The organism is Salipiger mangrovisoli, from assembly GCF_015223355.1.
Lineage (GTDB): Bacteria > Pseudomonadota > Alphaproteobacteria > Rhodobacterales > Rhodobacteraceae > Salipiger > Salipiger mangrovisoli.
Map to the genome: position 1 here is coordinate 605,957 of NZ_JADFFK010000001.1, position 25,373 is coordinate 631,329.

Consider the following 25,373-nt stretch of genomic DNA (forward strand, 5'->3'; position numbering starts at 1 on the left):
AGACGAAGCGGCCCGCGAGATTTCTCGCACAAGAGGAGAAAGACCATGAGTCTGGCCGAAGACGACCAGCTGGCCGCGCAGGCGGTTATCGAGACACCCCGCTTCCTGCTGCGGCCGCTGCGCCGCTCGGATGCGGGCATGATCGCCCACTACACGTCCGAACTGCGCCTCGCGCGCATGACCACCTCGATTCCGCACCCGCTGCCGCCGGGCGCGACCGAGGCCTTCATCGCCCGCTCCATGGATCCCAAGCGGGTCGAGGACGTCTGGGCCATGGATGCCTCCGAGCAAGGCGGGGCCGAGGTGATGGGGCTGATCTCGCTCGAGCGTCTGACCGATGGCAACCAGGCCGAGATCGGCTACTGGGTCGCGCCGCCGTTCTGGAACACCGGCCATGCCTCGGAAGCGGTCCGCGCGATGGTGCAGGCCAACCCCTTCGGCAGCGCCACGATGTTCGCCTCGGTCTTCCAGGACAACGCCGCCTCGGCGCGGGTGCTGACCAATTGCGGTTTCGAATATATCGGTGACGCCGAGGCTTTCTCGGTTGCGCGCAATTCCGCAGTGCCCACATGGACCTACCTGCGTCGGATGGACTGAGCGCGGCCCCGCGCCGCGCCACCCCCGCGACAATGTGATCCCGCCCGGCCTACGAATTCCGTTGGCCGGGCGTTCGCTTGCCTCGTATAAGCGGAGCCATGATCACCGAATTCGGACATTTCGCGCTCATCCTCGCCTTCCTCGTTGCCTGCGTGCAGGCGGTGGTGCCGATGATCGGGGCGCACAAGCGCTGGCCCGGCTGGATGGCCGTCGCCGAGCCTGCCGCCACGGCGCAATTCCTGCTGGTCGCGCTGTCCTTCGGCGCGCTGATGCACGCCTTCATCACCTCGGACTTCTCGCTGCGGCTGGTGGTGCTGAATTCGCATTCCGCCAAGCCGATGCTCTACAAGATCAGCGGCGTCTGGGGGAACCACGAAGGCTCGATGCTGCTCTGGGTGCTGATCCTGGCGCTCTTCGGCGCGATGGCGGCCTGGTTCGGGGGCAACCTGCCGCCGACGCTGCGCGCGCGGGTGCTGTCCGTGCAGGCCTCGGTTGCGGTGGCCTTCTTCGCCTTCATCCTCTTCACCTCGAACCCCTTCCTGCGCCTCGCGGTGCCGCCCTTCGACGGGCAGGATCTCAACCCGCTGCTGCAGGATCCGGGGCTCGCCTTCCACCCGCCGTTCCTCTACCTCGGCTACGTCGGCCTCTCGATCTGCTTCAGCTTCGCGGTTGCCGCGCTGATCGAAGGGCGGGTCGATGCCGCCTGGGGTCGCTGGGTGCGTCCCTGGACGCTGCTGAGCTGGGTCTTCCTGACCATCGGCATCGCGCTTGGCTCGTGGTGGGCCTACTACGAGCTGGGCTGGGGCGGCTTCTGGTTCTGGGACCCGGTCGAGAACGCCTCGTTCATGCCCTGGCTGCTGGCCGCCGCGCTGCTGCATTCCGCCATCGTGGTGGAAAAGCGCGAGGCGCTGAAGAGCTGGACGATCCTGCTGGCGATCCTTGCCTTCGGCTTCTCGCTGATCGGCACCTTCATCGTGCGCTCGGGCGTGCTGACCTCGGTGCATGCCTTCGCCTCGGACCCGCAACGCGGCGTGTTCATCCTCGGCATCCTCGTCTTCTTCACCGGCGGCGCGCTGACGCTCTATGCCGCGCGGGCAGGGGTCATGCAGGCCAAGGGGGTCTTCGGCCTCGTCAGCCGCGAGTCGGCGCTGGTGCTGAACAACATCCTGCTCGCGGTGGCCTGCTTCGTGGTCTTCACCGGCACGCTCTGGCCGCTGGTCGCCGAGATGCTTTTCGGCCGCAAGCTCTCGGTCGGCGCACCCTTCTTCAACATGGCCTTCACCCCCTTCATGGTCCTGCTGGGGCTCATCCTGCCAATCGGCGGGATGATCAGCTGGAAACGCGGCAAGCTCGGCCGGGTGGTCCAGCAGCTGGTGCCGGCGCTGGTGCTGGCCCTGGCGCTGGCGGGTCTGGTCTGGGCGATGCAGACCGGACGCAGCCTGATGGGGCCGATTGGGGTCTTCCTCGGCACCTGGCTCGTCGCTGGCTCGGCCACCGATCTGCTCGGCCGCATCGGCCAGAGCCGCGACTGGCGCCGCCTCGCGCGGCTGCCGCGCGCCGACTGGGGCAAGGCGGTGGCCCATGCGGGTCTTGGCGTCACCATGCTGGGCGTTGCCGGGCTGATGGCCTGGGAAGAAGAGGACATCCGCGTCGCACAGATGAACGCCCCCTTCACCGTCGGGGCCTACGAGCTTGAACTGCTCGGCGTCGAGCGCGTGCAGGGCCCCAATTACTTCTCGGACATGGGAGAGGTCTCGCTGCGCCGGGACGGGGCCGAGATTGCCCATCTCTACCCCGAGAAGCGCAGCTATCCGGTGGCCGGGATGCCGACCACCGAAGCGGCCATCGACGGCGGCTTCCTGCGGGACGTCTATGTGGTGCTGGGCGATGCGCAGGCGGGCGGTGGCTGGACCATGCGGGTCTACGTGAAACCGCTGGCCAACTGGATCTGGGGCGGGGCGATCCTCATGGCGCTCGGCGGTGCCCTCAGCCTGTCGGACCGTCGCTTCCGCGTCGCCGCGGGCGCGCGCAAGACGGCACCGGCGCGCGGAGTGCCCGCGGAATGACTTTCGCAAAGCCCTTCCGTGCGCTGCTCTTGCTGGCGCTGCTTGCCCTTCCGCTGATGCAGGCGGCCGTGGTGCATGCGGTGCAGCCCGACGAGATGCTCGCCGACCCGGCGCTCGAGGCGCGGGCGCGGGATCTCTCGAAGCACCTGCGCTGCCTCGTCTGCCAGAACGAGAACATCGACGATTCCAACGCCGCGCTCGCCCGCGACCTGCGCCTCTTGGTGCGTGAGCGGCTGGTCGCCGGCGACAGCGACGACGAGGCGGTGGCCTACCTGGTGGACCGCTACGGCGAATTCGTCCTGCTGCAACCCACCACGCGGGGCTGGAACTGGCTGCTCTGGGCCGCCGGGCCGATCCTCTTCGTGCTCGCGTTGATCGTCGCGGCGGTCTATCTGCGCGGCCGCTCGCGCGCCGAGGCGCGCACAGAGGCCGGGCTCAGCCCCGAGGAAGAAGCCCGTCTGAAGCGCATTCTGGACGAGGGCAGCTCCTCCTGATAGGACTGCCGGCAGGGTCGGCAGTCCACCCAGTCTCCGCCGCCCGGTGTTCCGGGTACGCTGAACCTGCCTTTCGGATCGCAGAGCTGTCCCGGACCATCCGGCGCTGCCTGACGGACAAGGGCGGAACTCCAGCCCCGCAAGGGGTCGGGCAAAAGGCGCCGGAGGATCTGGAGGATCCGATGACCCACCCCCTGAAGGACGAGTCCCTGAAACGGGACACCATTCCGCTTGCCATCGACGACCTCTCGGGCTTTGCGCGCGCGCTGCGCGCCGGTCTCGAGGCGGCTCCGTCGCATCAGCAGATGCTGGGCCTGATCGCCCGCGCCGCGGGCTACCGCAACTACCAGCACCTGCGCGCCAAGGTCACGCCCGCGCCCAAGGCCGATCCGCAGCTGGTGTCGCGCGCGTTGCGGCATTTCGACGGGCAGGGGCTGTTGCTGCGCTTTCCGGGCCGCACGGCGATCCAGGGGCTCTGTCTCTGGGCGCTCTGGGCCCGCATCCCGCCGCGCACAGCCTTCACCGAGCGCGAGATCAGCGCCCGTCTCGATGCGCTCTGCGCCTTCCGCGATGCCGCGCAGGTCCGCCGCAGCATGGTCGAGAACCGGATGCTCGAGCGCACGCGCGATGGCGCGGTCTACCTGCGCGTCGAGACCCGCCCGAGCGCCGAAGCCCTTGCGCTGATCTCGGCGCTGCGCGCGCGCTGAGGGCGGTGCGGGGGCTTGCGCCCCGGGCGCGCGCGGGGGAGAGTTCCCGCGCGCAACCGCGCAAACCCGGAGGACCCCATGCAGTACGACACCATCCGCTACGAGATCGCCGACGACGTAGCGCTGATTACCCTGGCCCGGCCCGACGTGATGAACGCGCTTTCCGCGCCGATGCGGGCCGAATTGACCCATGCCATCCAGGCTGGCGGCAAGGACGCGCGGGTGGTGGTGCTGACCGGCGAGGGGCGGGCCTTCTGCTCGGGGCAGGACCTCGGCGATCGGGAGAGCGCGGCGAACATCGACCTCGAGCGGGTGCTGCGCGACGAATACATGCCGATGCTGGCCGCGCTCGTCGATTGCCCGCGCCCGACCATCGCCGCGGTGAACGGCGCGGCGGCGGGGGCCGGGGCCAACCTTGCGCTGGCCGCCGACGTGGTGATCGCCGCCGAGAGCGCCTTCTTCATGCAGGCGTTCACCCGTATCGGCCTGATGCCCGACGCCGGTGGCACCTGGATGCTGCCCCGGCAGATGGGCATTGCCAAGGCGATGGGCGCGGCGCTCTTCGCCGACCGCATCAGCGCGGCGCAGGCCGAGCGCTGGGGGATGATCTGGGAGGCGGTGCCCGACGCCGAGTTCGAGGCGATCTGGCGCGCGCGGGCGGCGCATCTCGCGCAGGGTCCCTCCGAGGCCTATGCCCGGATCAAGCGTGCCATCCGCGGGGCCTTCGAGAAGGATCTCGACGGGCAACTCCTGCTCGAGGCGCAGCTCCAGGGCGAATGCGGCATGACGCGGGACTTCAAGGAGGGCGTCGTGGCCTTCCACGAAAAGCGCCCCGCGAAATTCGAGGGACGTTGAAGCTCACCCGGCGGCGGCCGCACCCTCCGGCCAGCGCGGCGCATCGATCCGCAGCGGCCCGGCGGGGTGCGTCCAGCGCGGCGGCTGCCCGTCAAGCGTGACCGGGAAGCGCAGCCGCCGCGCCGGGCCCCATCCGGTTTGCTCGGTCTCGGCGGCAAGATCGGCCTCGCTTGCAGCGATGGGCGCGCCGGTCATCTGGCGCGCGCCTGCGGCCACCAGCAGCGCGGCGGTGCGGGCCAGCGACAGCCGCGCAGAGAGGATACGTCCGTCGCGTTGTTGTTGCCGCAGCGCGCGCAGCACGGCGGCGGCCATCAGGCAGCCCGTCGCATGGTCGAGCGCCTGCAGCGGCAGCGGTACGGGCCGCGCCGCGGCGCTGCGCCGCATCCCCTCGTCGGCGATGCCGCAGCTCATCTGCACAAGGCTGTCGAAACCGCGCCGCCCGCTCCAGGGCCCGGTCCAGCCGTAGGCATTGAGGCTGACATCGATCAGGCCGGGGGCCATGCGCTGGCGGGCCTCTGCGCCGAATCCAAGCCCTTCCAGAGCGCCGGGACGGTAGCCGTGCACGAGCACGTCGGCGCCCTTCAACAGCGCGGTGAAGCTCTGGCGGTCCGCGGGTTTCGTCAGGTCGAGACCGGCGCGGCGCTTGCCGAGGGTGACCTCGGGCTCGACACCCGGCTCGCCCCAGAACGGCGGGTCGATGCGCAGCACCTCTGCGCCGAAGCCGGCAAGGAACCGTGTCGCCACCGGACCCGCGAGTACGCGTGTCAGGTCGAGCACGCGAAGCCCGCGGACCGGAACCGGGCCGGGCCGGCTGCCGGTCTCCTGCCAGGCGATGAGCGGCTCGGCCGCGACGGCGCGGCCCTGCGGGTGCGCCGCCCAGTCTTTCAGTCCGTGCATCGCCGCCGCGGCGCCGCCTGCCGCGACCACGGCCTCCTCCAGCGCGCCCTTACGCCACCTGGCGACCTCCGCCGCGACGGCGGGTTTCTCTGCGGCACAGCCGAGCACGGATAGCGCCGCCGCGCGGTGGTGCGGCGCATTGGTGTGCAGGCGAATCCAGCCGTCCGCCGTGGCATAATCCCCGGCGATCGGATCCCAAGCTGAAGGCAGTTCCCAGCCCTGCGGCCGCAGCGTCCGGTCGAACCACAGCGCGGCCAGCCGCCGGTCCACCCGCAGTTGCCGCGCGCCCAGGAGCGCGCCCATCTCGAGCGCGGCGGCCTTGGTCGCGGCAGCGGCAAGCTCCGTGACGCGGAAGCAGGACGGCAGCTCGGCGGCAGTCATTTCCGTGGCTGCGAGCGCGGGGCAGAAATCTTGCCCCAGCGCTGCGCTGATCTGCTGGTCGAAAAAGGATGTCATCGCGGCCTCCTTGGAAGTTGGCCTCCATGAAAGGCCCGGATTGACCGGCTGTAAATCTTGATCAATATAATCAATATGAATTCACGCGACTGGATCGACGCCGGAACGGCCTGCGCCTTGCTCGGGGTAAAGCCCCAGACGCTCTATGCCTACGTCAGCCGCGGCCAGCTGCGCACGCAGGCCGATGCTGGCGATGCCCGCCGGAGCCTTTACGCGCGCGCCGATGCCGAGGCGCTGCTGCGCCAGAACCGCCGCCCGCGCGCCCGCGCCGAAGTGGCCGAGCAGGCGATCCGCTGGGGGGATCCGGTGCTGGAAACCGCGATTTCCGAGGTGCGGGACGGCATGCTCTGGCTGCGCGGGCGCTCGGTCGAGGCGTGCGCCGAGAGCATGACTCCCGAACGGATGGCGGCGCATCTCTGCGGCCTTGACCGGCTGGAGTTGCCGGACGCGCCGGCGCGAGGCGCCGGAGAGAGGCCTGCGGCGCGGGCCGTGCAGGCGCTCTCCGCTGAGCTCGACGGGGCGGTGCCGCTCGGTGATCTCAGAGACACCGAATTCGGCGCGGAGGCGGCACGTCTGATGTCCCTGGTCGCCAACGCGCTGCTGGGGCGGCCCGGGGGCGGCGTATTGACGGCGCGCTTCGGAGGGGCCTGGGGCCTTGACGGGCGTGGCGAGGATGACATCCGCCGGGCGCTGGTGCTGCTGAGCGATCACGAGCTGAACCCATCCACGTTCGCCGTGCGGATCGCCGCCTCGACCGGGGCGAGCCTGCCTGCCGCGCTGCTCTGCGGGCTCGCAACCCTGAGTGGGCCGCGGCATGGCGGAGCCTCGGCACTTGCGCGTGCGGCGCTGGAGGCGGCGATGCGGGGCGAGACGGAGACCTTCCTTGCTTCACAGGAGGGGCAATCGCCCTACGGCTTCGGCTATGGTCATCCGCTCTATCTCGACGGTGATCCCCGGGCACGGCTGCTGCTGGAGCGACTGCCGCATGACCACCCGGTGCGTCACGCGCAGCGCGGGCTCTCTGCGCGGCTCGGGCAAGCGGCGAACGTCGACACCGGGCTGGCGGCGCTGGAACTGGCGCATGGCCTGCCTCGGGACGCGGGGTTCACCCTGTTTGCCGCGGGGCGGCTGGCGGGCTGGATCGCCCATGCGCGCGAGCAGGCACGGAGTGGCGCTGTGATCCGTCCGCGGGCGCGCTACGTAGCGGGATAATGCCCTGCCACACAAGCAAAAGGCCCCGCCAAAGCGGGGCCTTTCGTACGTCTGAAACCCGGATCAGCGGCTTTCGATGTCGGTGTAGTCGCGCAGCGCCGAGCCGAGGTAGAGCTGACGCGGACGGCCGATCTTGTGCTGCGGATCGGCAAGCTGCTCTTTCCACTGCGAGACCCAGCCCACGGTGCGCGACAGCGCGAAGATCGGGGTGAACATCGAGGTCGGGAAGCCCATCGCCTCGAGGATGATGCCCGAGTAGAAGTCGACGTTCGGGAAAAGCTTCTTGTCGATGAAATACGGATCTTCCAGCGCCTGCTTCTCGAGCTCTTTCGCCACCTGCAGGATCGGGTTGTTCTCGACGCCGAGCAGGTCCAGAACCTCGTCCGCGGACTGCTTCATCACCGTCGCGCGCGGGTCGCGGTTCTTGTAGACGCGGTGACCGAAGCCCATCAGGCGGAACGGATCGTTCTTGTCCTTGGCGCGGGCGATGAACTCGGGGATGCGGTCCACCGAGCCGATTTCCTTGAGCATCTCGAGGCAGGCCTGGTTGGCGCCGCCGTGGGCCGGGCCCCAGAGGCAGGCGATGCCGGCCGCGATGCAGGCGAACGGGTTCGCGCCCGAGGAGGAGGCGAGACGCACGGTCGAGGTCGAGGCATTCTGCTCGTGGTCGGCGTGCAGGGTGAAGATGCGGTCCATGGCGCGGGCCAGGATCGGGTTCACCTCGTATTTCTCGGCGGGAACCGAGAAGCACATGTGCAGGAAGTTCGCCGCGTAATCGAGATCGTTGCGCGGGTACACGAAGGGCTGGCCGATCGAGTACTTGTAGGCCATCGCCGCGATCGTCGGCATCTTGGCGATCAGCCGGTGCGAGGCGATCTCGCGCTGGCGCGGGTCCGAGATGTCGGTGCTGTCGTGGTAGAAGGCCGACATGGCGCCGACCACACCCACCATGGTTGCCATGGGATGCGCGTCGCGGCGGAAGCCGCGGAAGAAGTTGTGCATCTGCTCATGGATCATCGTGTGACGGGTGATCGTGTTCTCGAACTCCTCGAGCTCCGCCGCGGTCGGCAGCTCGCCGTACATCAGCAGGTAGCAGACTTCGAGATAGTGCGACTTCGACGCCAGCTGGTCGATCGGATAGCCGCGGTGCAGCAGGATGCCTTCGTCACCGTCGATGAAGGTGATGGTGCTGTCGCAGCTGGCGGTGGAGGTGAAGCCCGGATCGTAGGTGAACACCCCGGCCTGGCCGTAGAGCTTGCGGATGTCGAGCACATCGGGCCCCACGGTGGGCGAATAGATCGGCAGGTCGTAGGTTTGCTCGCCGATGGTCAGTTTCGCGCTTTTCGCTGTGTCAGCCATGCTTGCTTGTCCCTTCATCTGGATAAGGCCAGGCGCGTCGGGCGCGCCCGGTCGGTAGTGTCACACATGGCCCGTGGCGGGGTCGGGTGGGCCCGTCACATGGGACCCGTCACGCCGCCTCGGAAGCCGCTGCCTGCTCAAGCCGGAGAAGGCTTTCCTCCTTGCCGAGCACCAGCATCATGTCGAACACGCTTGGGGTCACGGAGCGGCCTGCAAGAGCCGCACGCAGCGGCCCGGCCAGCTTACCGAATTTGGTGTTCTGTTCCTCGGCGAAACGCGCCGTTACCCCCTCGAGTTCTTCTCGCGACCAGCTAGCACTTTGCAACTGCGGCGTCAACGAGGCCAGTATACCACGGGATACTGCATCGAGGTTCTTGGCCGCCTTCTCGTCCGGGACCAGGGGCGTTTCTGCCAAGATAAAGTGTGCTTTTTCAAGAAGTTCAGGGAATGTCTTGGAGCGGTCTTTCAAACAGTACATACCCCGCGTCATCCCGGATTTTTGTGCCTCGCTGAGGGCCGGTTGGCCCGAGGCCTCGAGATATGCCTCGATTTCTTGCAGCAGTGCGGCATCGTCCCCGACGGCGATGTGCTGACCGCAGACATTTTCCAGCTTCTTGAAATCGAGCCGTGCCGGCGATTTCCCGATTCCTGACAGGTCGAACCACTCTTTTGCCTGCGCATCGGTAAAGAACTCGTCATCACCATGGCTCCAGCCAAGGCGCGCAAGATAGTTGCGCATGCCCGCCGAAGGGTAGCCGAGCTTCTGGTACTCGTCGACGCCGAGCGCGCCGTGGCGCTTGCTGAGCTTCTTGCCGTCCGGCCCGTGGATCAGCGGGATGTGCGCATAGACCGGGAGCGGCCAGCCCATGGCGGTGTAGATGCCCATCTGGCGCGCGGCGTTGTTCAGGTGGTCGTCACCGCGGATTACATGGGTGACGCCCATGTCATGGTCGTCGACCACAACCGCCAGCATGTAGACCGGCGTGCCGTCCGAGCGCAGCAGGATCATGTCGTCGAGCTGGTCGTTGCGGATCCGCACCGTGCCCTGAACCTCATCCTCGATCAGCGTTTCGCCCTCTTCGGGCGTGCGCAGGCGGATCACGAAAGGCGCGTCGGGATGGGTCGCCGGATCGGCGTCGCGCCACGGGCTGCGGAACAGCGTCGAGCGGCCTTCCTCTTTCGCCTTTTCCCGAAATGCCTCGATTTCCTCTTGCGAGGCGAAGCACTTGTAGGCCGCGCCCTTGGCAAGCAGCGCGTGCGCCACCTCGGCGTGGCGCGGCGCGCGTTCGAACTGGCTGATCACCTCGCCGTCATGGTCGAGCCCGAGCCAGTCGAGCCCCTTGAGGATGGCCGCGGTCGCTTCGGGGGTCGAGCGGGCACGGTCGGTGTCCTCGATACGCAGCAGGAACTTGCCGCCGCGGCCGCGGGCGTAGAGCCAGTTGAACAGGGCGGTGCGGGCGCCGCCGATGTGCAGATAGCCGGTGGGGGACGGGGCGAAACGGGTAACGACCGCCGGGGTGTTCGGGGAGGGGCTCGTCATGGGAATTAACCTCGCGGTAACCGTGGTGGGCCTAGGGTTTTGCAGGTTCCTTAAACAGCACGGGGGACGGGGGCAAGCATGGGCCGGTTGCTGACCTTGCTGCCGATCGGCGCGGGGCGGCGGGCCAGGACCGCGCTGCATGCACAGCGGGGGCATCTCTTTCCCTGGGCACCGGTTTTCCTCGGGCTGGGGATCGGCGTCTACTTTGCCCTGCCGCTTGAGCCAGCACCGACCTGGCTGCTCGCGTGCGGCATCGGCGCGGCGCTGCTCATGCTCATTGCGCCGCGGCTCCCGGACCTGCCAGCGCTGCTCTGCATCGCGGTCGGGCTTGTGCTGCTCGGACTGGGCCTCGCGGGCGGACGGGCGCATCTGGTTGCCGCGCCGCAGCTGCCGTTGCCGTATTATGGCGCGATCGAGGGGCGCGTGGTCGGCGTCGACCGGTCCGCTTCGGATGCGCTTAGGCTGACGCTCGACACGGTGGTGCTGGCCGGGGTTCCGGCCGCGGCGACCCCGGCGCGCCTGCGCGTCTCGTTGCACGGCGATCCGCAACTCCAGGCGCGGGCGCTGGTGCCGGCGCCGGGCCAGAGGGTGGCGCTGACCGGCCGGCTCTTGCCGCCCGGAGGACCCGTCGAGCCGGGCGGTTTCGACTTTCGTCGCCACGCCTGGTTCGACCGCATCGGCGCGGTGGGCTACAGCCGCGCACCGGTGGTGCTGGCAGCCCAGCCAAAGGGCGGTCAATGGGTGCTGCGCGCGCGCATGGCACTTTCCGGTCACGTCCAGCGGCAGCTGCCCGGCGAGATCGGTGCCTTCGCCGCGGCATTGATGACCGGTGACCGCAGCGGCATGGGGCAGGCGACGATCGAGGCGCTGCGACGCACGAACCTCGCGCACCTCCTGGCCATCTCCGGTCTGCACATGGGCCTGCTCACCGGATTCGTCTTCGGCTCGGTCCGGCTGCTGCTGCTGATTCCGCCGCAGAGCCGCCACCTCGGCTCCGGCAAGAAGATCGCAGCGCTGGCGGCGCTGGCCGCGGCAACGGGATACCTGGCGCTCTCGGGCGGCAATGTCGCGACGCAGCGCGCCTTCATCATGGTCGCGGTGATGCTCGGCGCGATCCTGGTCAACCTGCGTGCGCTCTCGCTGCGGGCGGTGGCGCTTGCGGCGATGGTCGTCCTGGGGCTCCGGCCGGAGGCGCTGCTCGGTCCCGGTTTCCAGATGTCCTTTGCCGCAACCACCGCGCTGGTCTGTGTCTTCGGAGCGATGCGCGGCGCGCTGCCGATCCCCCCATGGGCGCGCCCGGTGCTGGCGCTGGTGCTGTCCTCGGCTGTGGCCTCGGTCGCGACCGCGCCGTTTTCCCTTGCCCATTTCAACCTCGTCTCGCGGTACGGCCTGTTGGCCAACCTCCTGGCCGTGCCGGCAATGGGGCTGGTCGCGGTGCCCATGGCGGTGCTCGCCGCGATTCTGCTGCCGTTCGGACTGGACGGGGTCGCGCTGCAGCTGATGGGCCAGGGCCTGCGCTGGATACTCGCCATCGCGCGGACGATCTCAAGCTGGGACGGCGCGGTCGGCCAGATTGTCGCGCCAGGCCCGGGCGTCTTGCCGTCGCTCTCACTGGGCGGGCTTCTGCTGCTGCTCTGGCAGGGGCGCGGTCGCTGGGCCGGGCTCGCGCCGATCTGCCTCGGGGTCGGTCTTTGGGCGCTTGGCGAGCGACCGGCGCTGCTGATCGCCGAAAGCGGTGCCCTGGTCGGGGTGATGACCGACAAGGGCCGCGCGCTGTCACGCCCGACCGGGGAAGGTTTTGCCGCCAAGATATGGCTCGAGAATGACGGTCAGGCCGGCAGCCAAGCGGAGGCGGCGGCGCTCTGGCCTGCGTCCCTGGGCTCGCAGCGCCGTGCCCTGGCCGCGGGCACCGAGGTGCTGCATGTCACAGGCGAGCGCCAGGCTGCCGCACTGGAAGGCTGTGACGGGGCCGACATCGTCGTCTCGAGCGCGGTCTTGCAAGGAACGCGCGACTGCCTGGTCTTCGATCCGGAGCGGCTGGAAGAAACCGGGGCCGTGGCCCTTCGGCACGGACCCGGCGGATTGGCAATCCAGACCGCGCGAAGCAGCACGCCGCGGCTCTGGGAGCGCGGCGCCCGGCGGTCTCAGTAAGAGCGGATCAACCCGACGAGGCGGCCCTGCACCGAGACTGACCCAGAGGGCAGAACCCGCGGCTCATACGCAGGGTTGGCGGCCTCGAGCACGATGCTGCTGCCCTTGCGGCGGAAGCGCTTGAGGGTCGACTCGTAGCCTTCGACCTGGGCCACGACGATCTGCCCGTTCTCGGCCGAGCTGGTTTCGCGAATGATCACCACGTCGCCGTCGTTGATGCCGGCGTCGATCATCGAGTCGCCCTTCACCTCGAGCGCGTAATGCCGGCCGCTGCTGGAGAGCATCGAGGAAGGCACCGCGACATTCGGGGGGATGTCGGAGATGGATTCGATCGGAACGCCGGCGGCGATGCGACCCATCAGCGGCAGCTCCATCGCGCCGACTGCCTCCAGCGCGTCATTGGCCGGGGGTTTCGGCGCGGCGCCACGGTCCCCCTGGATCACCTGCGGCACGAAGCCGTTCGGCCGGCCAGCGAGGCTGTCGGGCAGCTTGACGATCTCGATCGCGCGGGCGCGATGGGCAAGGCGCCGGATGAAGCCGCGCTCTTCAAGCGCGGTGATCAAGCGGTGGATGCCGGACTTCGACCGCAGGTCGAGCGCGTCCTTCATCTCGTCGAAACTGGGCGGGACGCCATCGCGCGCCAAACGCTTGTTGATGAAGTCCAGCAGATCGAGCTGTTTCTTGGTCAGCATGCGCCTTGTCCCGGTTTTCCTAAGAGATGTTCGACTTTGTTCTAGCCATGTTCCCGTTTTGTGTCAATCCCTGCAATCATTAACACAAGATTAAAGCTGTGTTAATTCTTGCGGTCTTCCAAGCGCTTCCTGCAGGGAGCTTGGATTTCGGGATATGCCGAAACCGCGTCAGAGACGCAGGACGTCGATGGGTTCACCCAGGGCGCGGGCGGGATCATGCGGGGGGCGCACGGCCAGCACATCCGCCGCGCCAAGCACGCTCAGCAGGGCGCTGTCCTGGCGGTCGAACACCATGACACCCTCGGGCGTCAGCTTGCCGCGCATATAGTGCTCGCGCGGTCCGTTCTGCGGGACCGGCGCGGCAAGCGGTCGCGTCTCGCGCGGTGCCGGGCGCGCGCCGAGGCCGAGCATGGCGCGGATCACGGGCGCAAGGAACACGTGGCCGCAGACCATCGCCGAGACCGGGTTGCCCGGCAGGCCAACCATCATCGCATTGCCAAATCGACCTGACATCAAGGGTTTGCCGGGGCGCATGGCAACCTTGTGGAAGGCCCGCTCGAGGCCCATGCTCTGGGCAACCGGAGCCACGAGGTCATGATCTCCGACCGAGGCGCCGCCAATGGTGACGACGAGATCGGCATCGCCGACCATGCCGAAAACCGTGCGCAGCGAGGCCTCGTTGTCGCGCGCGATGGGCAGCAGCCGCGGCATGGCGCCGAGTTCCTGCATCAGCGCGTAGAGGCCGAAGGTATTCGAGGCGATGATCTGGTCGGGGCCGGGCTCTTCGCCGGGCATCACCAGCTCGTCGCCGGTGGAGATCAGCGCCACCTGCGGACGGCGGGTGACCGGCACGCGGGCGATGTTCATCGAGGCCAGCAGCGCGATGTCCTGCGGGCCGAGCAGGCGCGGCGCATCCATGGTCATCCCGGCCCGGAAATCGTTGCCAAAGGGGCGGATGTTGTCCCCGTCGCCAAGTCGATCGGTGATGGTGATCACGTCACCATCGCGCGCGACATCTTCTTGAATAACAACGGTTTTCACCCCATCTGGCACCGGGGCGCCGGTGAAGATGCGCACCGCTTCACCCGGACCGATGCTGCCGGGGAACGCCCGGCCCGCGGCGGCTTCGCCGATCACCGTGAAGCAGAGGCCCGGCGCGGCTTCGGCGACGCCGTAGCCGTCCATTGCCGAGGCGGCGAACGGCGGCTGGTCGCGGCGCGCGGCGACCGGGCGGGCAAGCACGCGACCTCCGGCTTCGCGCAGCGGCACTTCCTCGATCTCCAGCGGGCGGGCGAGGGTGAAAAGATGGTCGAGCGCTTCGGAAACCGGGATCATCTGGCCTCGTAGCGTCCCGATTTGCCGCCGTCCTTCAGCAGCACGCGCAAGCCGCCGATTTCCATCGCGCGGTCCACGGCTTTCACCATGTCATAGACGGTCAGCGCGGCGGTCGAGGCGGCGGTCAGCGCCTCCATCTCGACGCCGGTCTGACCGGTGGTCTTGACCGTGGCCTCGATCTGCAGGCCGGGCAGGGACGCATCGGGGGTGATCTCGACGGTGACCTTGGTGATCGGCAGCGGGTGGCAGAGCGGGATCAGATCGGAGGTCTTCTTGGCGCCCATGATCCCCGCAAGCCGCGCCACGCCGATGACATCGCCCTTTTTCGCCTTGCCCTCGGTGATCAGATCGAAGGTCGCCTGTTCCATGCGGATCCATGCGCCTGCCGTGGCGATGCGGGACGTTACGGGTTTATCCGAAACGTCGACCATATGGGCATCGCCCTTGGCATCGAAATGGGTGAGGCCGCTCATGCCGGAACCGGGTCGGCAAGGAGCGTGCGTGTCGCGGCCTCGACGTTTTCCTGCCGCATCAGGCTCTCGCCGATGAGGAAGGCGCGGGCACCGTATTGCGCCATGTCCGCGAGATCGGCAGGCGTGTTGAGCCCGGACTCGGAGATCAGGAAACGCCCTTCGGGCACGCCCTTCGACAGCTCGCGCGTGGTGCCGAGCGAGGTCTCGAAGGTCTTGAGGTTGCGGTTGTTGACCCCGATCAGCGGCGATTTCAGCTTGAGCGCGCGCTCCAGCTCCTCGGCGTCATGGACCTCGATCAGCGCGTCCATGCCCCAGTGGAAGGCGGCATCTTCCAGCTCGGCGGCCAGCGTGTCGGAGACCGAGGCCATGATGATCAGGATGCAGTCGCCGCCAAGCGCGCGGGCCTCGGCGACCTGGTAGGGGTCGTACATGAAATCCTTGCGCAGCGCGGGCATGTTCGTGGCCGAGCGCGCCTCGGTCAGGAAGCCCTTGGCGCCCTGGAACGAGGGCGTGTCGGTCAGCACCGAGAGGCAGGTCGCGCCGCCGCGTTCATAGGCCTGTGCCAGCGTCGCGGGATGGAAGTCTTCGCGGATCAGGCCCTTGGAGGGCGAGGCCTTCTTCACTTCCGAGATCAGCCCGTACCCGGTTTTGGCCGCATCGAAAAGCGCCTGCGCGAAGGGGCGCACAGGGCCTGCGTCGCGCGCCTCGGCCTCGACCTCGCTCATCGGTTTCGCGGCCTTGTCGGCGGCGACCTCTTCGAGCTTGTAGGCCTTGATCTTGTCGAGGATCGTCTGGGTCATGGCGGGCTCCGTATCGTTCTTGCGCCGGTCCGTCAGGCCGCGCCGGGCGTGGTCCAGTTGATCGGCGTCTCCCCTCTGGCTTTAAGCCAGTCGTTGACGCGGGAAAAGGGGCGCGATCCGAAAAAGCCGCGCCGCGCCGAGAGCGGCGAGGGGTGGGCCGAGGTCAGGATCAGGTGAGCGTCGCCATGGATGTGCGGCGCGAATTTCTGCGCGTGCCCGCCCCAGAGGATGAAGGCGCGCGGCTGGTCCGAGAGCGCCTCCAGCACCTGCGCGGTGAGCTTCGACCAGCCAAGCTTGGCGTGGGCGCCCGCATTGCCCGCAGGAACCGAGAGCGCGGTGTTGAGCAGCAGCACGCCCTGACGGGCCCAGAAGCGCAGGTCGCCGTTCGGCGGCACGGACCCGAACTCTTCCTGCAACTCCTTGTAGATATTGGTCAGCGAGCGCGGCAGGGGCCGTACTTCGGGGTCTACCGAAAAGGACAGCCCATGGGCGTGGCCGGGGGTCGGGTAGGGATCCTGCCCGAGGATCACCACGCGCACATCGCCCGGCGCGCAGGCATCGAGCGCGGCGAAACGCTGCGGCTCGGGCGGCAGGATTTGCCGGGTTTCCTCCGCAAGCGCGGTGGCGATGCGGGGGAAATCTTCGGTGAAAAAGGGCAGGTGGCCCCAGCTGGCAGGCAGGCTCATGCGGCGGCTTGGCTGGCCTTGGCGAGCGCCTCGACCTTACCCTTGGCCGCGCCGCTGTCGATGCTCTCGCGCGCCATGGCGACGCCTTCCTGCAGGTCGGCGGCCTTGCCCGCAACCACCAGAGCGGCGGCGGAGTTCAGCAGCACCGCGTCGCGATAGGCATTCTGCGCCCCGTCCAGCAGCGCGCGCATGGCGGCGGCGTTCTCTGCCGGATCGCCGCCGACAATCTCTTCGAACGGGTGTTCGGGAAGACCCGCATCCTCGGGGTGCAGTTCGACCTCGCGGATGGAGCCGTCCTCTTCCAGCGCCGCGACCCAGCTCACGCCCGAGATCGCCAGCTCGTCGGTGCCGTCCGAGCCATGCACCAGCCAGGCGCGTTCGGACCCGAGTTGGCCCAGCGTCTCGGCCATCGGCCGGATCAGGTCGCGCGAAAACGCCCCGGTCAGTTGGCGCTTGACGCCCGCGGGGTTGGTCATCGGCCCGAGGATGTTGAAGATCGTGCGCGTGCCCAGTTCCATCCGCGGCGGGCCGACGTGCTTCATCGCCGGGTGGTGCATGGTCGCCATCATGAAGCAGATGCCAACCTCGTTCAGGATCGGCGCGATCGCCGAGGCGGGCAGCATCACGTTGATGCCCATTTGGCCGAGCGCATCGGCAGAGCCCGACTTCGACGACAGGTTGCGGTTGCCGTGCTTGGCCACGGTGACACCCGCGCCTGCGACGACAAAGGCGGTGGCGGTCGAGATGTTCAGCGTGCCCTTGCCGTCACCGCCGGTGCCGACGATGTCGATGGCGCCCGCGGGGGCGATCACCTTGTTGCATTTCGCGCGCATCACAGCGGCGGCGGCGGCATATTCCTCGACCGTCTCGCCGCGGGTGCGCAGGCTCATCAGCAGGCCGCCGATCTGCGCCGGAGTGGCTTCTCCCTCGAAGAGGATCTCGAAGGCGGTCTCGGCCTCCTCCCGGCTCAGCGGACGGGTACAGGCGGCGCCGATCAGCGGCTTCAGTCGATCGCTCATGCAGGGACTTTCATGGTCTTCAGGAAATTCTCGATGAGGGCATGGCCGTGCTGCGAGGCGATGCTCTCGGGGTGGAACTGCACGCCGTGGATCGGCAGCTCGCGGTGGCGCAGCCCCATGATCGTGCCATCTTCGAGCCAGGCGTTGGCGATCAGCTCCTCGGGCAGGTCGTCGCGGGCGACAACCAGCGAGTGGTAGCGCGTCGCCTCGAAGGGCGACGGCAGCCCGGCGAAGACGCCGGTGTCGTCGTGGTGCATGAGACCGATCTTGCCGTGGACGATCTCGTCGTGACGCTTGACCGTACCGCCGAAGGCCTGGCCGATGGTCTGGTGGCCGAGGCAGACGCCGAAGAGCGGCGTGCGCGTCTCTGCGGCGGCCTCGGTGAGCGCCAGGCAGATGCCCGCCTCGGTCGGTGTGCAGGGGCCGGGCGAAAGCAGGATGCCGGCGGGCTTCATCGCCATCGCCGCCTGGACGTCGATCTGGTCGTTGCGCACGACCTTCGCCTCCACGCCCAGCTCGCCCACGTAATGCACGAGGTTCCAGGTGAAACTGTCGTAATTGTCGATGAGAAGCAGCATGGTAGACTCTTCAGGCTGGCGGGCGGACCCGCGGTGGGGGTATACATGCGCCCGCAGGTGGTGCAGCGTCAAGGCCATGTCCCGAACTCTGATCGGGACCGGCACATGCGCCGTAGCACGGCGACAAAGGGTCCGGCAACGGGACCCGGGGGACAACAGAGGACGGGCAGCGACATGGCACGCGGTTTCTTGGCAGGGGCGATCTGGGGGTTGGTGGTCTCCGGGGTCGGGGCAGGGGCGCTTTCGGTGGCCATGGGGCCGCCGGCCAACCGCCCGGCACCGCCCGAGATGCCCATCGCCACCGATCCTGTCGCCGAGGCGGTGGACAGCCTGAACGATCGCGCCGCACCGGTGACCGGCACCGCCACAGAGACAACGCGTGCCGCGCCGGACAGCGAGCCCCGGATGACAGAAGCGGTCAGCGCGGCGGAGCGTGAAGAAGAGGGCGTCGCCGAGACCGCAGCAGATGCCGTCCCCGGCGCAACGACCGCTCCGCCGCCCGAGCGCGAGGTCGCCGAAACCGCCCCGCCGCCGCTGCCCGCGCGCCGACCGACCGGCGAGCAGGAGGTCGACACGGCCAGCGCCGGCCCGGCGCTGTCAGCCCCCTCGCTGGTCGAGGGCAGCGATCCGGACACGCGACCCTTGCAGCGCCCCGAGGCCATTCCCGCGCCCGACGCCCCCAACGCGCCCGGCACCTCCGAGGTCGCGCGCCTTGCCGTCGGCGGCGACGCCCCGGTGCAGCCGGGGCTGCCCGCGCTGCCGCCGCAGGCACCGATGGCCGAGGCGCAGCCGGCGCTGTCGACCGATCCGGCACAGCCGCCGCAGCCGAGCGAGGACGTCGGCCTTGCCGCCGAGCCCGAGGACGCCCCGCAGGACCCCGGCCAGGAGGCTAATTCGGACATTCCCGAAAAGCCTGATGCCACCCCCGAGCCCGCGCAACAGGAGCCGGCGCCGCGGGTCACCGTCCTGACGCCCGAGCGCCCCGCCGAGGCAACGCAGCCCGCCGCGCCCGGCATTGGCCGCCCCGCCACCTCGCTGATCGACCGTTCTACGGAACAGACCGAGCCCGCCGACAGCGGCGCTGCCGCCAGCGCCCCGCGCGTCGGAACCGCCGCGGAAAGCCGCCTGCCGGCGATCACGGAATCGCCCGCAACCCGCCCCGCGCCCCAGCAGAGACCGCTGCATCTCTATGGCGCCGCCTCGGACCTCGCAGCGGATGCACCGGCGATGTCCATCGTTCTGATCGATGACGGCGTGGGACCGCTCGGACCGGAAACGGTCGAGGCCTTCCCCTTCCCGGTGAGCTTTGCCATCTCGCCTGACCATCCCGATCCCGCCGCCGCCGCCGCCGGCTACCGCGCGCGCGGGTTCGAGGTGCTGGCGCTGGCCGATCTGCCCCAGAATGCCACGCCCGCCGATGCGGAGGTCGCGCTCGAAGGCGCGCTGCACAGCGTTCCCGAAGCGGTTGCCGTGCTCGAGAGCGCGGATCTGGCGCTGCAGCACAACCGCGAGATTTCCGAGCAGGCCGCGGGCTTTCTCGCGGCCTCGGGGCACGGCCTGGTGCTGATGCCCAATGGGCTCAACACCGCCGAGGCGCTGGCCCGCCGGGCCGGTGTGCCAAGCCTCACGATCTTCCGCGATTTCGACGGCAACGGGCAGGACCCGCGCGTCATGCGGCGCTTCCTCGATCAGGCCGCCTTCAAGGCGCGGCAGGAGGAAAACGTCGTCATGCTCGGCCGGCTGCGGGCCGACACGGTCTCGGCGCTGCTGCTCTGGGGGCTTCAGGACCGCGCGACCAGCGTGGCGCTGGTCCCGGTCTCGGCACTGCTGCTGCGGCAATCCCCGGAGAACTGACCAGAGCTTGTCACCCGCAGCAGGCTATCGCGGCGGCGAAGCCCCCAAGGACCGCGCGGAGCGCGGCCCATCGGGCCTTGCCCAGCCATCGAGTGACACCCCAAGATCGCCATATCCGGTGAGCCGCCGCTCGAAGGCGAGACCCAGCCGCGCGGCATGGCTCTCGGCCAAGGCGGCGGTCTCCGGCGCATCGACCTGCGCCAGGTGCACCAATGTTCGGTAGTTCCCGAAATAGGCATCCCGCAGCTCGGGATGCCGGTCGAGCCCGAGCGGTCGCCAGACGAAGGCGTCGAACTGCCGCACGAGGAAATCGGTGAGGAAGAAGCTGCGCATCTCGGCGCGCGCGGCGAAGCGTGCAACCCCGTCGTACACGGCGTAGCAATGCGCGCCGGGAAGCATCTCGAGGCCAAGCTCCTCGCACAGGGCGGCGAGCGCGCCGCCGGTGCCGCAATCGGCGTAGAGCAGTTTGATCTGTGCGTAGTGCCCGCGGTGTCGCGCGACCGTGGCACGCACCGCGCCTGGAATGCGCTCGGGGGAGTTGTGCAGCTTGGCAGGCAGGCAGATCAGGCCTACGTGATCGAGGCCCCGCTGCGAGCGCAGCGCAAGCACCTCGCGTGCCAATGCGCCGCAGGCGATGAGCAGGATGCGATCAGGGGGCGCGGCTCGCGCGTGATTTGGCTGGCGGTGATCAGGCCGAAGGCCGCCGTGCGGTGCAGACCCGTTTTCGGAAGGTGCGAATGCTCTGCTCTGATCAGGCGCGGGTGTCATCCGCCGGCACCGAGGCCATGCCCCAGCGGACCAGCAGCGCGACGCCGAGCAGCAGCGGAATGACCTTGCTGGCGCCCCATGCGAAGAACGCCCAGACTGTGAAACCAGCGGAGGCAAGCACCGCGATCAAGAGAGCAACAAGAGTGGTCACCGGCATCGGGGTCTCCTTTCCCTTCTCTGAAAGATAGGGCGCAGGCTCCCAGAAAGCAAAGACAAATCCTCGTTGCGCTCTGCTTGCCACTGGAAAGCCCCGCAATTTTCCGCCGGTGTCGCGCCGCTTTCGGGCGCGGATGCCGAGCGGTCATCCCGCCGCGGCGCGGTTGTGACGCCGCGCGATCAGCGCCTTGGCGGTCTCGACGGCCACCGCGGCATCCCGGCAATAGGCGTCGGCGCCGATCGCCCGGCCGAAATCTTCGTTGAGGGGGGCGCCGCCGACCAGCACGATGGTATCGTCGCGCAGCCCCTGCGCGACCATCGTGTCGATCACCACCTTCATGTAGGGCATCGTGGTGGTGAGCAGCGCCGACATGCCGAGGATATCGGGCTTTTCCGCTTCCATCGCCGCGAGATAGGCCTCTACCGCGTTGTTGATGCCAAGGTCGATCACCTCGAAGCCCGCGCCCTCCATCATCATCGACACGAGGTTCTTGCCGATGTCGTGGATGTCGCCTTTCACCGTGCCGATCACCATCTTGCCGATGGTCGGTGCCCCGGTTTCGGCCAGCAGCGGCTTGAGGATCGCCATGCCGCCCTTCATCGCACCCGCCGCCAGCAGCACCTCCGGCACGAAGAGGATGCCATCGCGGAAATCCTCGCCGACGATCTTCATGCCGCCGACCAGCGCCTCGGTGAGCACCCGGTAGGGGGGCCAGCCGCGGTCGAGCAGGATCCGAACGCCTTCCTCGATCTCCTCCTTCATCCCGTCGTAGAGGTCGTCGAACATCTGCTCGACCAGTTCCGCGTCATCAAGCTCGGACAGGATGATCTCGTCTTCGGGGTTGTCCTCGGCCATAGCCACCTCCGTTGCGCTGTCTCCAGCCTGCGCCCCGCTGGCCTTCGGCACATGGCCGATTGCGACATGGCCGGGGCCGGAGGCGACGCGCGGGGCGCGGGGGCTTGCGTATGTTCGCGGTATGTTCCATATCTTCCGCATGTGCGCCGCATCCCGCTTCATCGACAAAGAGCGCCGCAAGGGACGCGGTGCCGCCTCCCGCGACAGCGGGCGGTTCGAGCGGCTTGCCTATGAGGATGCGCATGACGGCTGGGAGATCCCCGAGGAGCTGCCGCCGCTGCGCACCGAGGTCAGCGAGGAACGTCCGCGCAGCCTGATCAACTACGTGCGCTCGCCGGATCTGCCCTTTGACCGGACGATCAACCCCTACCGCGGCTGCGAGCACGGTTGCATCTACTGCTTCGCCCGGCCGACCCACGCCTACCTCGGGCTGTCGCCGGGGCTCGATTTCGAGACCAGGCTGATCGCCCGGCCCGACGCGCCCGAGGTGCTGGCGCGCGAGCTGCGCGCCAAGCGCTACCTGCCCGCGCCACTGGCCATCGGCACCAACACCGATCCCTATCAGCCGATCGAGAGGGACCGGGGGATCATGCGTGCCTGCCTCGAGGTGCTGCGCGACTTCCGCCATCCGGTGGCCATCGTCACCAAGGGCACGCTGATCGAACGCGACATCGACATCCTGTCGCAGATGGCGGCCGCGGGGCTGGTGCGGGTGGGGATCTCGGTCACCACGCTCGACGCCGATCTGGCGCGCCGGATGGAGCCGCGCGTGCCGTCCCCGGCGCGGCGCCTGCAGACGATCCGCCAGCTCAGCGCCGCGGGCATCCCGGTGCGGGTCATGGCCTCGCCGATGGTGCCCGCGCTCACCGACCCTGAACTGGAGAAGATCCTCGAGGCCGGGGCCGCGGCGGGTGCCTGCTCGGCCAGCTGGATCATGCTGCGGCTCCCGCTCGAGGTCGCGCCGCTCTGGCGGGCCTGGCTCGAAGAGCACTACCCCGGCCGCGCCGCGCGCGTCATGGCGCGGCTGCGCGAGATGCACGGCGGGCAGGACTACTCGGCCCAGTGGCACAGGCGGATGCGCGGCGAGGGCAGCTATGCGCAGCTCATCGCGCAGCGCTTCGACAAGGCGGTGCGGCGGCTCGGGCTGGATGCGGAACAGCCGGCCCTGCGCAGCGACCTTTTCCGCGCGCCGGCGCGGGCGGGCGACCAGCTGTCACTGTTCTGAGATGCGGCAAATCTCTTCAAAGAGATTTGCAACTTCCTTCGAAGGAAGTTGCTCACCGAACAATCCGAACAGGGTCCCGATTGCAGAAGATGATCGTCTGCCCGGCGTTCTCCACCGCGCGGAAGCCGCGCCGCTCGAGTTCCGCGAGGAACCTCTCTCGCCCGACGATCCGCTCGATGTCGCGGGTCCGGCGGCGCACCACGCCGCCCTGCGCGGCCGCGCGGCTCAGGAAAACATGGGCAAGCCAGATGTCGGGTCGAATCGGAAGCGGCAGCTCGGTCATCTCCGAAACCTGCCGCTGCCATGGTTAACGCGCGGTGAAGTCCTTCAACCCCGTCGCCGCCCGCCGCGCCGCAGCCGCGCCGGGCCATCCTCGCCGAGCCCGTCACGCTCCGAGCTGAACGCTCCCAGCGTTCCGGCAATCCGCTCGAGCGTCGGCCGGGGGCCGGCCGGACGGCTTTCCAACGCGGCGCGCATGGCGCGCAGGTGCTCGGGCGTGGTGCCGCAGCAGCCGCCGATGATCCGTGCCCCGGCATCGCGCGCCATGACCGCGTAGTCTGCCATCAGCGCCGGGGTGCCGTCGTAGCGGATCTGCCGGGCCTCGTAGCGCGGGATCCCGGCGTTGCCCTTGGCGATGATCGGCCGCTCGGTGCCGCTGGCGGCAAAGCCGAGCACCGAGCGCAGCAGGTCAGAGGCGCCGGTGCCGCAATTGGCCCCGAAGGCGCGCGGCGGGTTGGGCAGGGTTTCGACCAGCCGGCCCAGGTCGGCGCTGGTGACCCCCATCATGGTGCGCCCGGCGGTGTCGAAGCTCATCGTGCCGCACCAGGGCATGGCGACGTTGGCAAAAGCCTCGGCGGCGGCGCGGAACTCCTCGGGGGCCGAGATGGTCTCGAGCCAGAGCACATCCGCGCCGCCTTCCTTGAGGCCGGTCGCCGTTTCCTCGAAAATCTCGACCGCAAGCGCATGGGCAAGGGGGCCGATGGGGGCGAGGATCTCGCCCGTCGGTCCGACCGAACCCGCGACGACGACCGGACGCCCCGCGCCATCGGCCACCTCGCGCCCGAGCTCGGCGGCCCGGCGGGACAGCGCGCGGGCGCGATCCGCGGCGCCATGCAACTTCAGCCGCGCCGCATTGGCGCCGAAGGAATTGGTCAGGAAGATATCGGACCCGGCGTCCACCGCGCCCCTATGGAGCGCGCGGATGCGCTCCGGCTGGGACTCGTTCCAGAGCTCCGGAGCCTCGCCGGCGGACAGCCCCATGTTGAAAAGCGTGGTGCCGGTGGCGCCATCGGCGAGCAGCCAGTCCCGCTCGGCCAGCAGGTTGGAAAGCGCGTCGGTCATGAAATGCCTCTTGAAAATTTCTCCCCCGAGCGGGGAATTCCACATCCGGTGCGGCGCCGCAATCCCTCGCGCAGCGGCAGCGGCGGTCCGCTGATGCGCCGCGGGCAAAGCCCGTGGTCAGCCGGTCATGCCGGGGCCGCGCAGCACCATCAGCTCGCCGACGTTCTCTCGGGTGACGTAGCCCAGCACCCGGTCCTGGGCATCGATCACCGCCACCACCGGCGCCTCGGCCAGCGCATCGAGCACCGATTGCAGCGGCGCGGCCAGCGGCAGCTGCGGCACCTCTGTCATGAAGCCCGAGACCGGTTGCGTGCCATGTTGCTCGGCGATGCCCCTGAACAGCGCGTCGCGGGTCAGGAACCCAGCCAGCCGGCCGTCGGGCGCGAGCACCGGGAATTCGTGCTGCGTGGTGCGGATCAGGGTCTGGCCGGCGGTTGACAGCGGGTCCTCGGGGCGCAGCGCCTCGAAGCTGGTGATCATCGCATCCCGCGCCAGGAGGTCATGGGCAACGGCCCGCGACGAGACGTCCTGGCTCTCGGCCTGGCCGGCAAAGAACACGAAGATGGCGATCAGGATCAGGATGAAGTTGCCGGAGCTGAGGCCCCAGAACGCCAGGCCGAAGGCGAGGATCTGCCCGGTGACCGCCGCGGCGCGCGTGGCGCTCACCCGGTCGGTGCGCAGGGCCAGAAGCGCGCGCAGCACCCGTCCGCCGTCCATCGGGAAGGCCGGGATCATGTTGAACAGCGCCAGTGCCAGATTGATCGAGGCCAGCTGGCTGAGGAACGCGCCGGTGCCCGCACCGAGACGCGCCAGCGCACCCATGTCGGACGTCGCGCCGAGCAGCACCAGCACCAGCCAGATCGCCACGTTGACCAGCGGTCCGGCAATGGCCACGGCGATCTCCTGCTGCGGCTTCTCGGGCATCCGCTCGAGCCGCGCCAGCCCGCCGATCGGCAGCAGGGTGATGTCGGGCGTGCGGATGCCGAAACGCCGGGCGGTCAACGCGTGGCCGAACTCATGCGCCACGACGCAGGCGAAGAGCGCGAGGATGAAGAGCACGTTCTGCACCGCCGCCGCCATGCCACCCGCCGACCAGGCCGCCACCCCGATCCAGAGCAGAAGCAGGAAGAAGGTCGCGTGGATGCGGAGCTCGGAGCCGAAGAGGCGACCGATGGGAAAGGACCAATGCATGAGGCGACTCCTTGCCGGCGAAATTATCCCGACTGTGAAGCGCTTTCGGAAAGAAATAAACTTTT

At 68.9% G+C, this 25,373-nt stretch carries 25 protein-coding genes; 9 read left to right on the forward strand and 16 right to left on the reverse strand.

Annotation, left to right across the window (positions count from 1 at the left end; genetic code table 11):
- Positions 1-45 precede the first annotated feature (45 nt).
- The 5 genes from IQ782_RS03020 to IQ782_RS03040 all read left to right on the forward strand — a co-directional run bounded on the left by IQ782_RS03020 (position 46) and on the right by IQ782_RS03040 (position 4,719).
- Positions 46-597, forward strand: coding sequence for a GNAT family N-acetyltransferase (locus IQ782_RS03020; protein WP_194133105.1), 552 nt, complete (start codon positions 46-48; stop codon positions 595-597).
- A 98-nt stretch (positions 598-695) separates the two neighbouring features.
- Entirely contained in the window at positions 696-2,663 is a 1,968-nt protein-coding gene (locus tag IQ782_RS03025; RefSeq protein WP_194133106.1) for a heme lyase CcmF/NrfE family subunit, read from the forward strand.
- Positions 2,660-3,157: a cytochrome c-type biogenesis protein gene (locus IQ782_RS03030; RefSeq protein WP_194133107.1), complete on the forward strand. Its 498-nt coding sequence runs from the start codon at positions 2,660-2,662 to the stop codon at positions 3,155-3,157. Before IQ782_RS03025 ends, IQ782_RS03030 begins: the two co-directional genes overlap by 4 nt.
- 182 nt (positions 3,158-3,339) lie before the next feature.
- Complete coding sequence (locus IQ782_RS03035; RefSeq protein ID WP_240989036.1) at positions 3,340-3,864, forward strand: DUF2087 domain-containing protein; 525 nt, start codon at positions 3,340-3,342, stop codon at positions 3,862-3,864.
- Positions 3,865-3,942: 78 nt separating this feature from the next.
- A complete protein-coding gene (locus IQ782_RS03040; RefSeq protein ID WP_194133108.1) occupies positions 3,943-4,719 on the forward strand; it encodes an enoyl-CoA hydratase-related protein in 777 nt (258 codons plus the stop codon).
- Between the two features lie 3 nt (positions 4,720-4,722).
- Here the strand turns inward: IQ782_RS03040 and IQ782_RS03045 are convergent, their stop codons facing one another.
- Positions 4,723-6,072, reverse strand: coding sequence for a CoA transferase (locus IQ782_RS03045; protein ID WP_194133109.1), 1,350 nt, complete (start codon positions 6,070-6,072; stop codon positions 4,723-4,725).
- A gap of 75 nt (positions 6,073-6,147) precedes the next feature.
- On the opposite strand from IQ782_RS03045, the gene IQ782_RS29650 reads away from it, so the two are divergent.
- Positions 6,148-7,284: a citrate synthase gene (locus IQ782_RS29650; protein WP_240989037.1), complete on the forward strand. Its 1,137-nt coding sequence runs from the start codon at positions 6,148-6,150 to the stop codon at positions 7,282-7,284.
- A 63-nt stretch (positions 7,285-7,347) separates the two neighbouring features.
- Here IQ782_RS29650 and gltA read toward each other — a convergent pair whose 3' ends face one another.
- Both gltA and gltX read right to left on the reverse strand, forming a co-directional pair.
- On the reverse strand, positions 7,348-8,643 hold the full coding sequence (gltA, locus tag IQ782_RS03055) for a citrate synthase (RefSeq protein WP_194133111.1): 1,296 nt from the start codon (positions 8,641-8,643) through the stop codon (positions 7,348-7,350).
- Positions 8,644-8,752: 109 nt separating this feature from the next.
- Positions 8,753-10,183 (reverse strand): glutamate--tRNA ligase, encoded by a 1,431-nt coding sequence (gene gltX / locus IQ782_RS03060; protein ID WP_194133112.1) that lies wholly within the window; start codon positions 10,181-10,183, stop codon positions 8,753-8,755.
- A 78-nt stretch (positions 10,184-10,261) separates the two neighbouring features.
- On the opposite strand from gltX, the gene IQ782_RS03065 reads away from it, so the two are divergent.
- On the forward strand, positions 10,262-12,334 hold the full coding sequence (locus IQ782_RS03065) for a ComEC/Rec2 family competence protein (RefSeq protein ID WP_194133113.1): 2,073 nt from the start codon (positions 10,262-10,264) through the stop codon (positions 12,332-12,334).
- Here the strand turns inward: IQ782_RS03065 and lexA are convergent.
- From lexA to IQ782_RS03100, 7 genes are all read right to left on the reverse strand, one after another.
- Positions 12,328-13,026, reverse strand: a complete 699-nt coding sequence (gene lexA / locus IQ782_RS03070; protein ID WP_194133114.1) for a transcriptional repressor LexA — start codon at positions 13,024-13,026, stop codon at positions 12,328-12,330. The two genes, IQ782_RS03065 and lexA, sit on opposite strands and share 7 nt — an antisense overlap.
- 168 nt (positions 13,027-13,194) lie before the next feature.
- On the reverse strand, positions 13,195-14,361 hold the full coding sequence (locus tag IQ782_RS03075; protein ID WP_194133115.1) for a molybdopterin molybdotransferase MoeA: 1,167 nt from the start codon (positions 14,359-14,361) through the stop codon (positions 13,195-13,197).
- Complete coding sequence (gene moaC, locus IQ782_RS03080) at positions 14,358-14,834, reverse strand: cyclic pyranopterin monophosphate synthase MoaC (protein WP_194133116.1); 477 nt, start codon at positions 14,832-14,834, stop codon at positions 14,358-14,360. The genes IQ782_RS03075 and moaC overlap by 4 nt, the downstream gene beginning before the upstream one ends.
- On the reverse strand, positions 14,831-15,634 hold the full coding sequence (trpC, locus tag IQ782_RS03085) for an indole-3-glycerol phosphate synthase TrpC (RefSeq protein WP_194133117.1): 804 nt from the start codon (positions 15,632-15,634) through the stop codon (positions 14,831-14,833). Before trpC ends, moaC begins: the two co-directional genes overlap by 4 nt.
- Before the next feature lie 32 nt (positions 15,635-15,666).
- Positions 15,667-16,320: a uracil-DNA glycosylase gene (locus tag IQ782_RS03090; protein WP_194133118.1), complete on the reverse strand. Its 654-nt coding sequence runs from the start codon at positions 16,318-16,320 to the stop codon at positions 15,667-15,669.
- Positions 16,317-17,339 (reverse strand): anthranilate phosphoribosyltransferase, encoded by a 1,023-nt coding sequence (trpD, locus tag IQ782_RS03095; protein ID WP_194133119.1) that lies wholly within the window; start codon positions 17,337-17,339, stop codon positions 16,317-16,319. The genes IQ782_RS03090 and trpD overlap by 4 nt, the downstream gene beginning before the upstream one ends.
- Complete coding sequence (locus IQ782_RS03100; RefSeq protein WP_194133120.1) at positions 17,336-17,917, reverse strand: anthranilate synthase component II; 582 nt, start codon at positions 17,915-17,917, stop codon at positions 17,336-17,338. The genes trpD and IQ782_RS03100 overlap by 4 nt, the downstream gene beginning before the upstream one ends.
- A gap of 174 nt (positions 17,918-18,091) precedes the next feature.
- On the opposite strand from IQ782_RS03100, the gene IQ782_RS03105 reads away from it, so the two are divergent.
- Complete coding sequence (locus tag IQ782_RS03105; RefSeq protein WP_194133121.1) at positions 18,092-19,771, forward strand: divergent polysaccharide deacetylase family protein; 1,680 nt, start codon at positions 18,092-18,094, stop codon at positions 19,769-19,771.
- 24 nt (positions 19,772-19,795) lie between these two features.
- Here the strand turns inward: IQ782_RS03105 and IQ782_RS03110 are convergent, their stop codons facing one another.
- The 3 genes from IQ782_RS03110 to IQ782_RS03120 all read right to left on the reverse strand — a co-directional run bounded on the left by IQ782_RS03110 (position 19,796) and on the right by IQ782_RS03120 (position 21,551).
- The gene (locus IQ782_RS03110) at positions 19,796-20,392 is read right to left on the reverse strand and encodes a DUF1638 domain-containing protein (RefSeq protein WP_338092537.1); all 597 of its coding nucleotides are present in this window, start codon (positions 20,390-20,392) and stop codon (positions 19,796-19,798) included.
- Positions 20,393-20,522: 130 nt separating this feature from the next.
- Positions 20,523-20,696: a hypothetical protein gene (locus tag IQ782_RS03115; RefSeq protein WP_194133123.1), complete on the reverse strand. Its 174-nt coding sequence runs from the start codon at positions 20,694-20,696 to the stop codon at positions 20,523-20,525.
- Positions 20,697-20,840: 144 nt separating this feature from the next.
- Positions 20,841-21,551 carry a corrinoid protein gene (locus tag IQ782_RS03120; RefSeq protein ID WP_194133124.1) on the reverse strand — a complete coding sequence of 237 codons (711 nt, stop codon included), beginning with the start codon at positions 21,549-21,551 and terminating at the stop codon, positions 20,841-20,843.
- Positions 21,552-21,672: 121 nt separating this feature from the next.
- On the opposite strand from IQ782_RS03120, the gene IQ782_RS03125 reads away from it, so the two are divergent.
- Entirely contained in the window at positions 21,673-22,776 is a 1,104-nt protein-coding gene (locus IQ782_RS03125) for a PA0069 family radical SAM protein (protein ID WP_420832620.1), read from the forward strand.
- A 52-nt stretch (positions 22,777-22,828) separates the two neighbouring features.
- Here the strand turns inward: IQ782_RS03125 and IQ782_RS03130 are convergent, their stop codons facing one another.
- The 3 genes from IQ782_RS03130 to IQ782_RS03140 all read right to left on the reverse strand — a co-directional run bounded on the left by IQ782_RS03130 (position 22,829) and on the right by IQ782_RS03140 (position 25,308).
- Positions 22,829-23,059 carry an N-(5'-phosphoribosyl)anthranilate isomerase gene (locus tag IQ782_RS03130; RefSeq protein ID WP_194133125.1) on the reverse strand — a complete coding sequence of 77 codons (231 nt, stop codon included), beginning with the start codon at positions 23,057-23,059 and terminating at the stop codon, positions 22,829-22,831.
- A gap of 44 nt (positions 23,060-23,103) precedes the next feature.
- The gene (gene bmt, locus IQ782_RS03135; RefSeq protein WP_194133126.1) at positions 23,104-24,117 is read right to left on the reverse strand and encodes a betaine--homocysteine S-methyltransferase; all 1,014 of its coding nucleotides are present in this window, start codon (positions 24,115-24,117) and stop codon (positions 23,104-23,106) included.
- Positions 24,118-24,234: 117 nt separating this feature from the next.
- Positions 24,235-25,308 carry a site-2 protease family protein gene (locus IQ782_RS03140; RefSeq protein WP_194133127.1) on the reverse strand — a complete coding sequence of 358 codons (1,074 nt, stop codon included), beginning with the start codon at positions 25,306-25,308 and terminating at the stop codon, positions 24,235-24,237.
- Between the last annotated feature and the right edge of the window lie 65 nt (positions 25,309-25,373).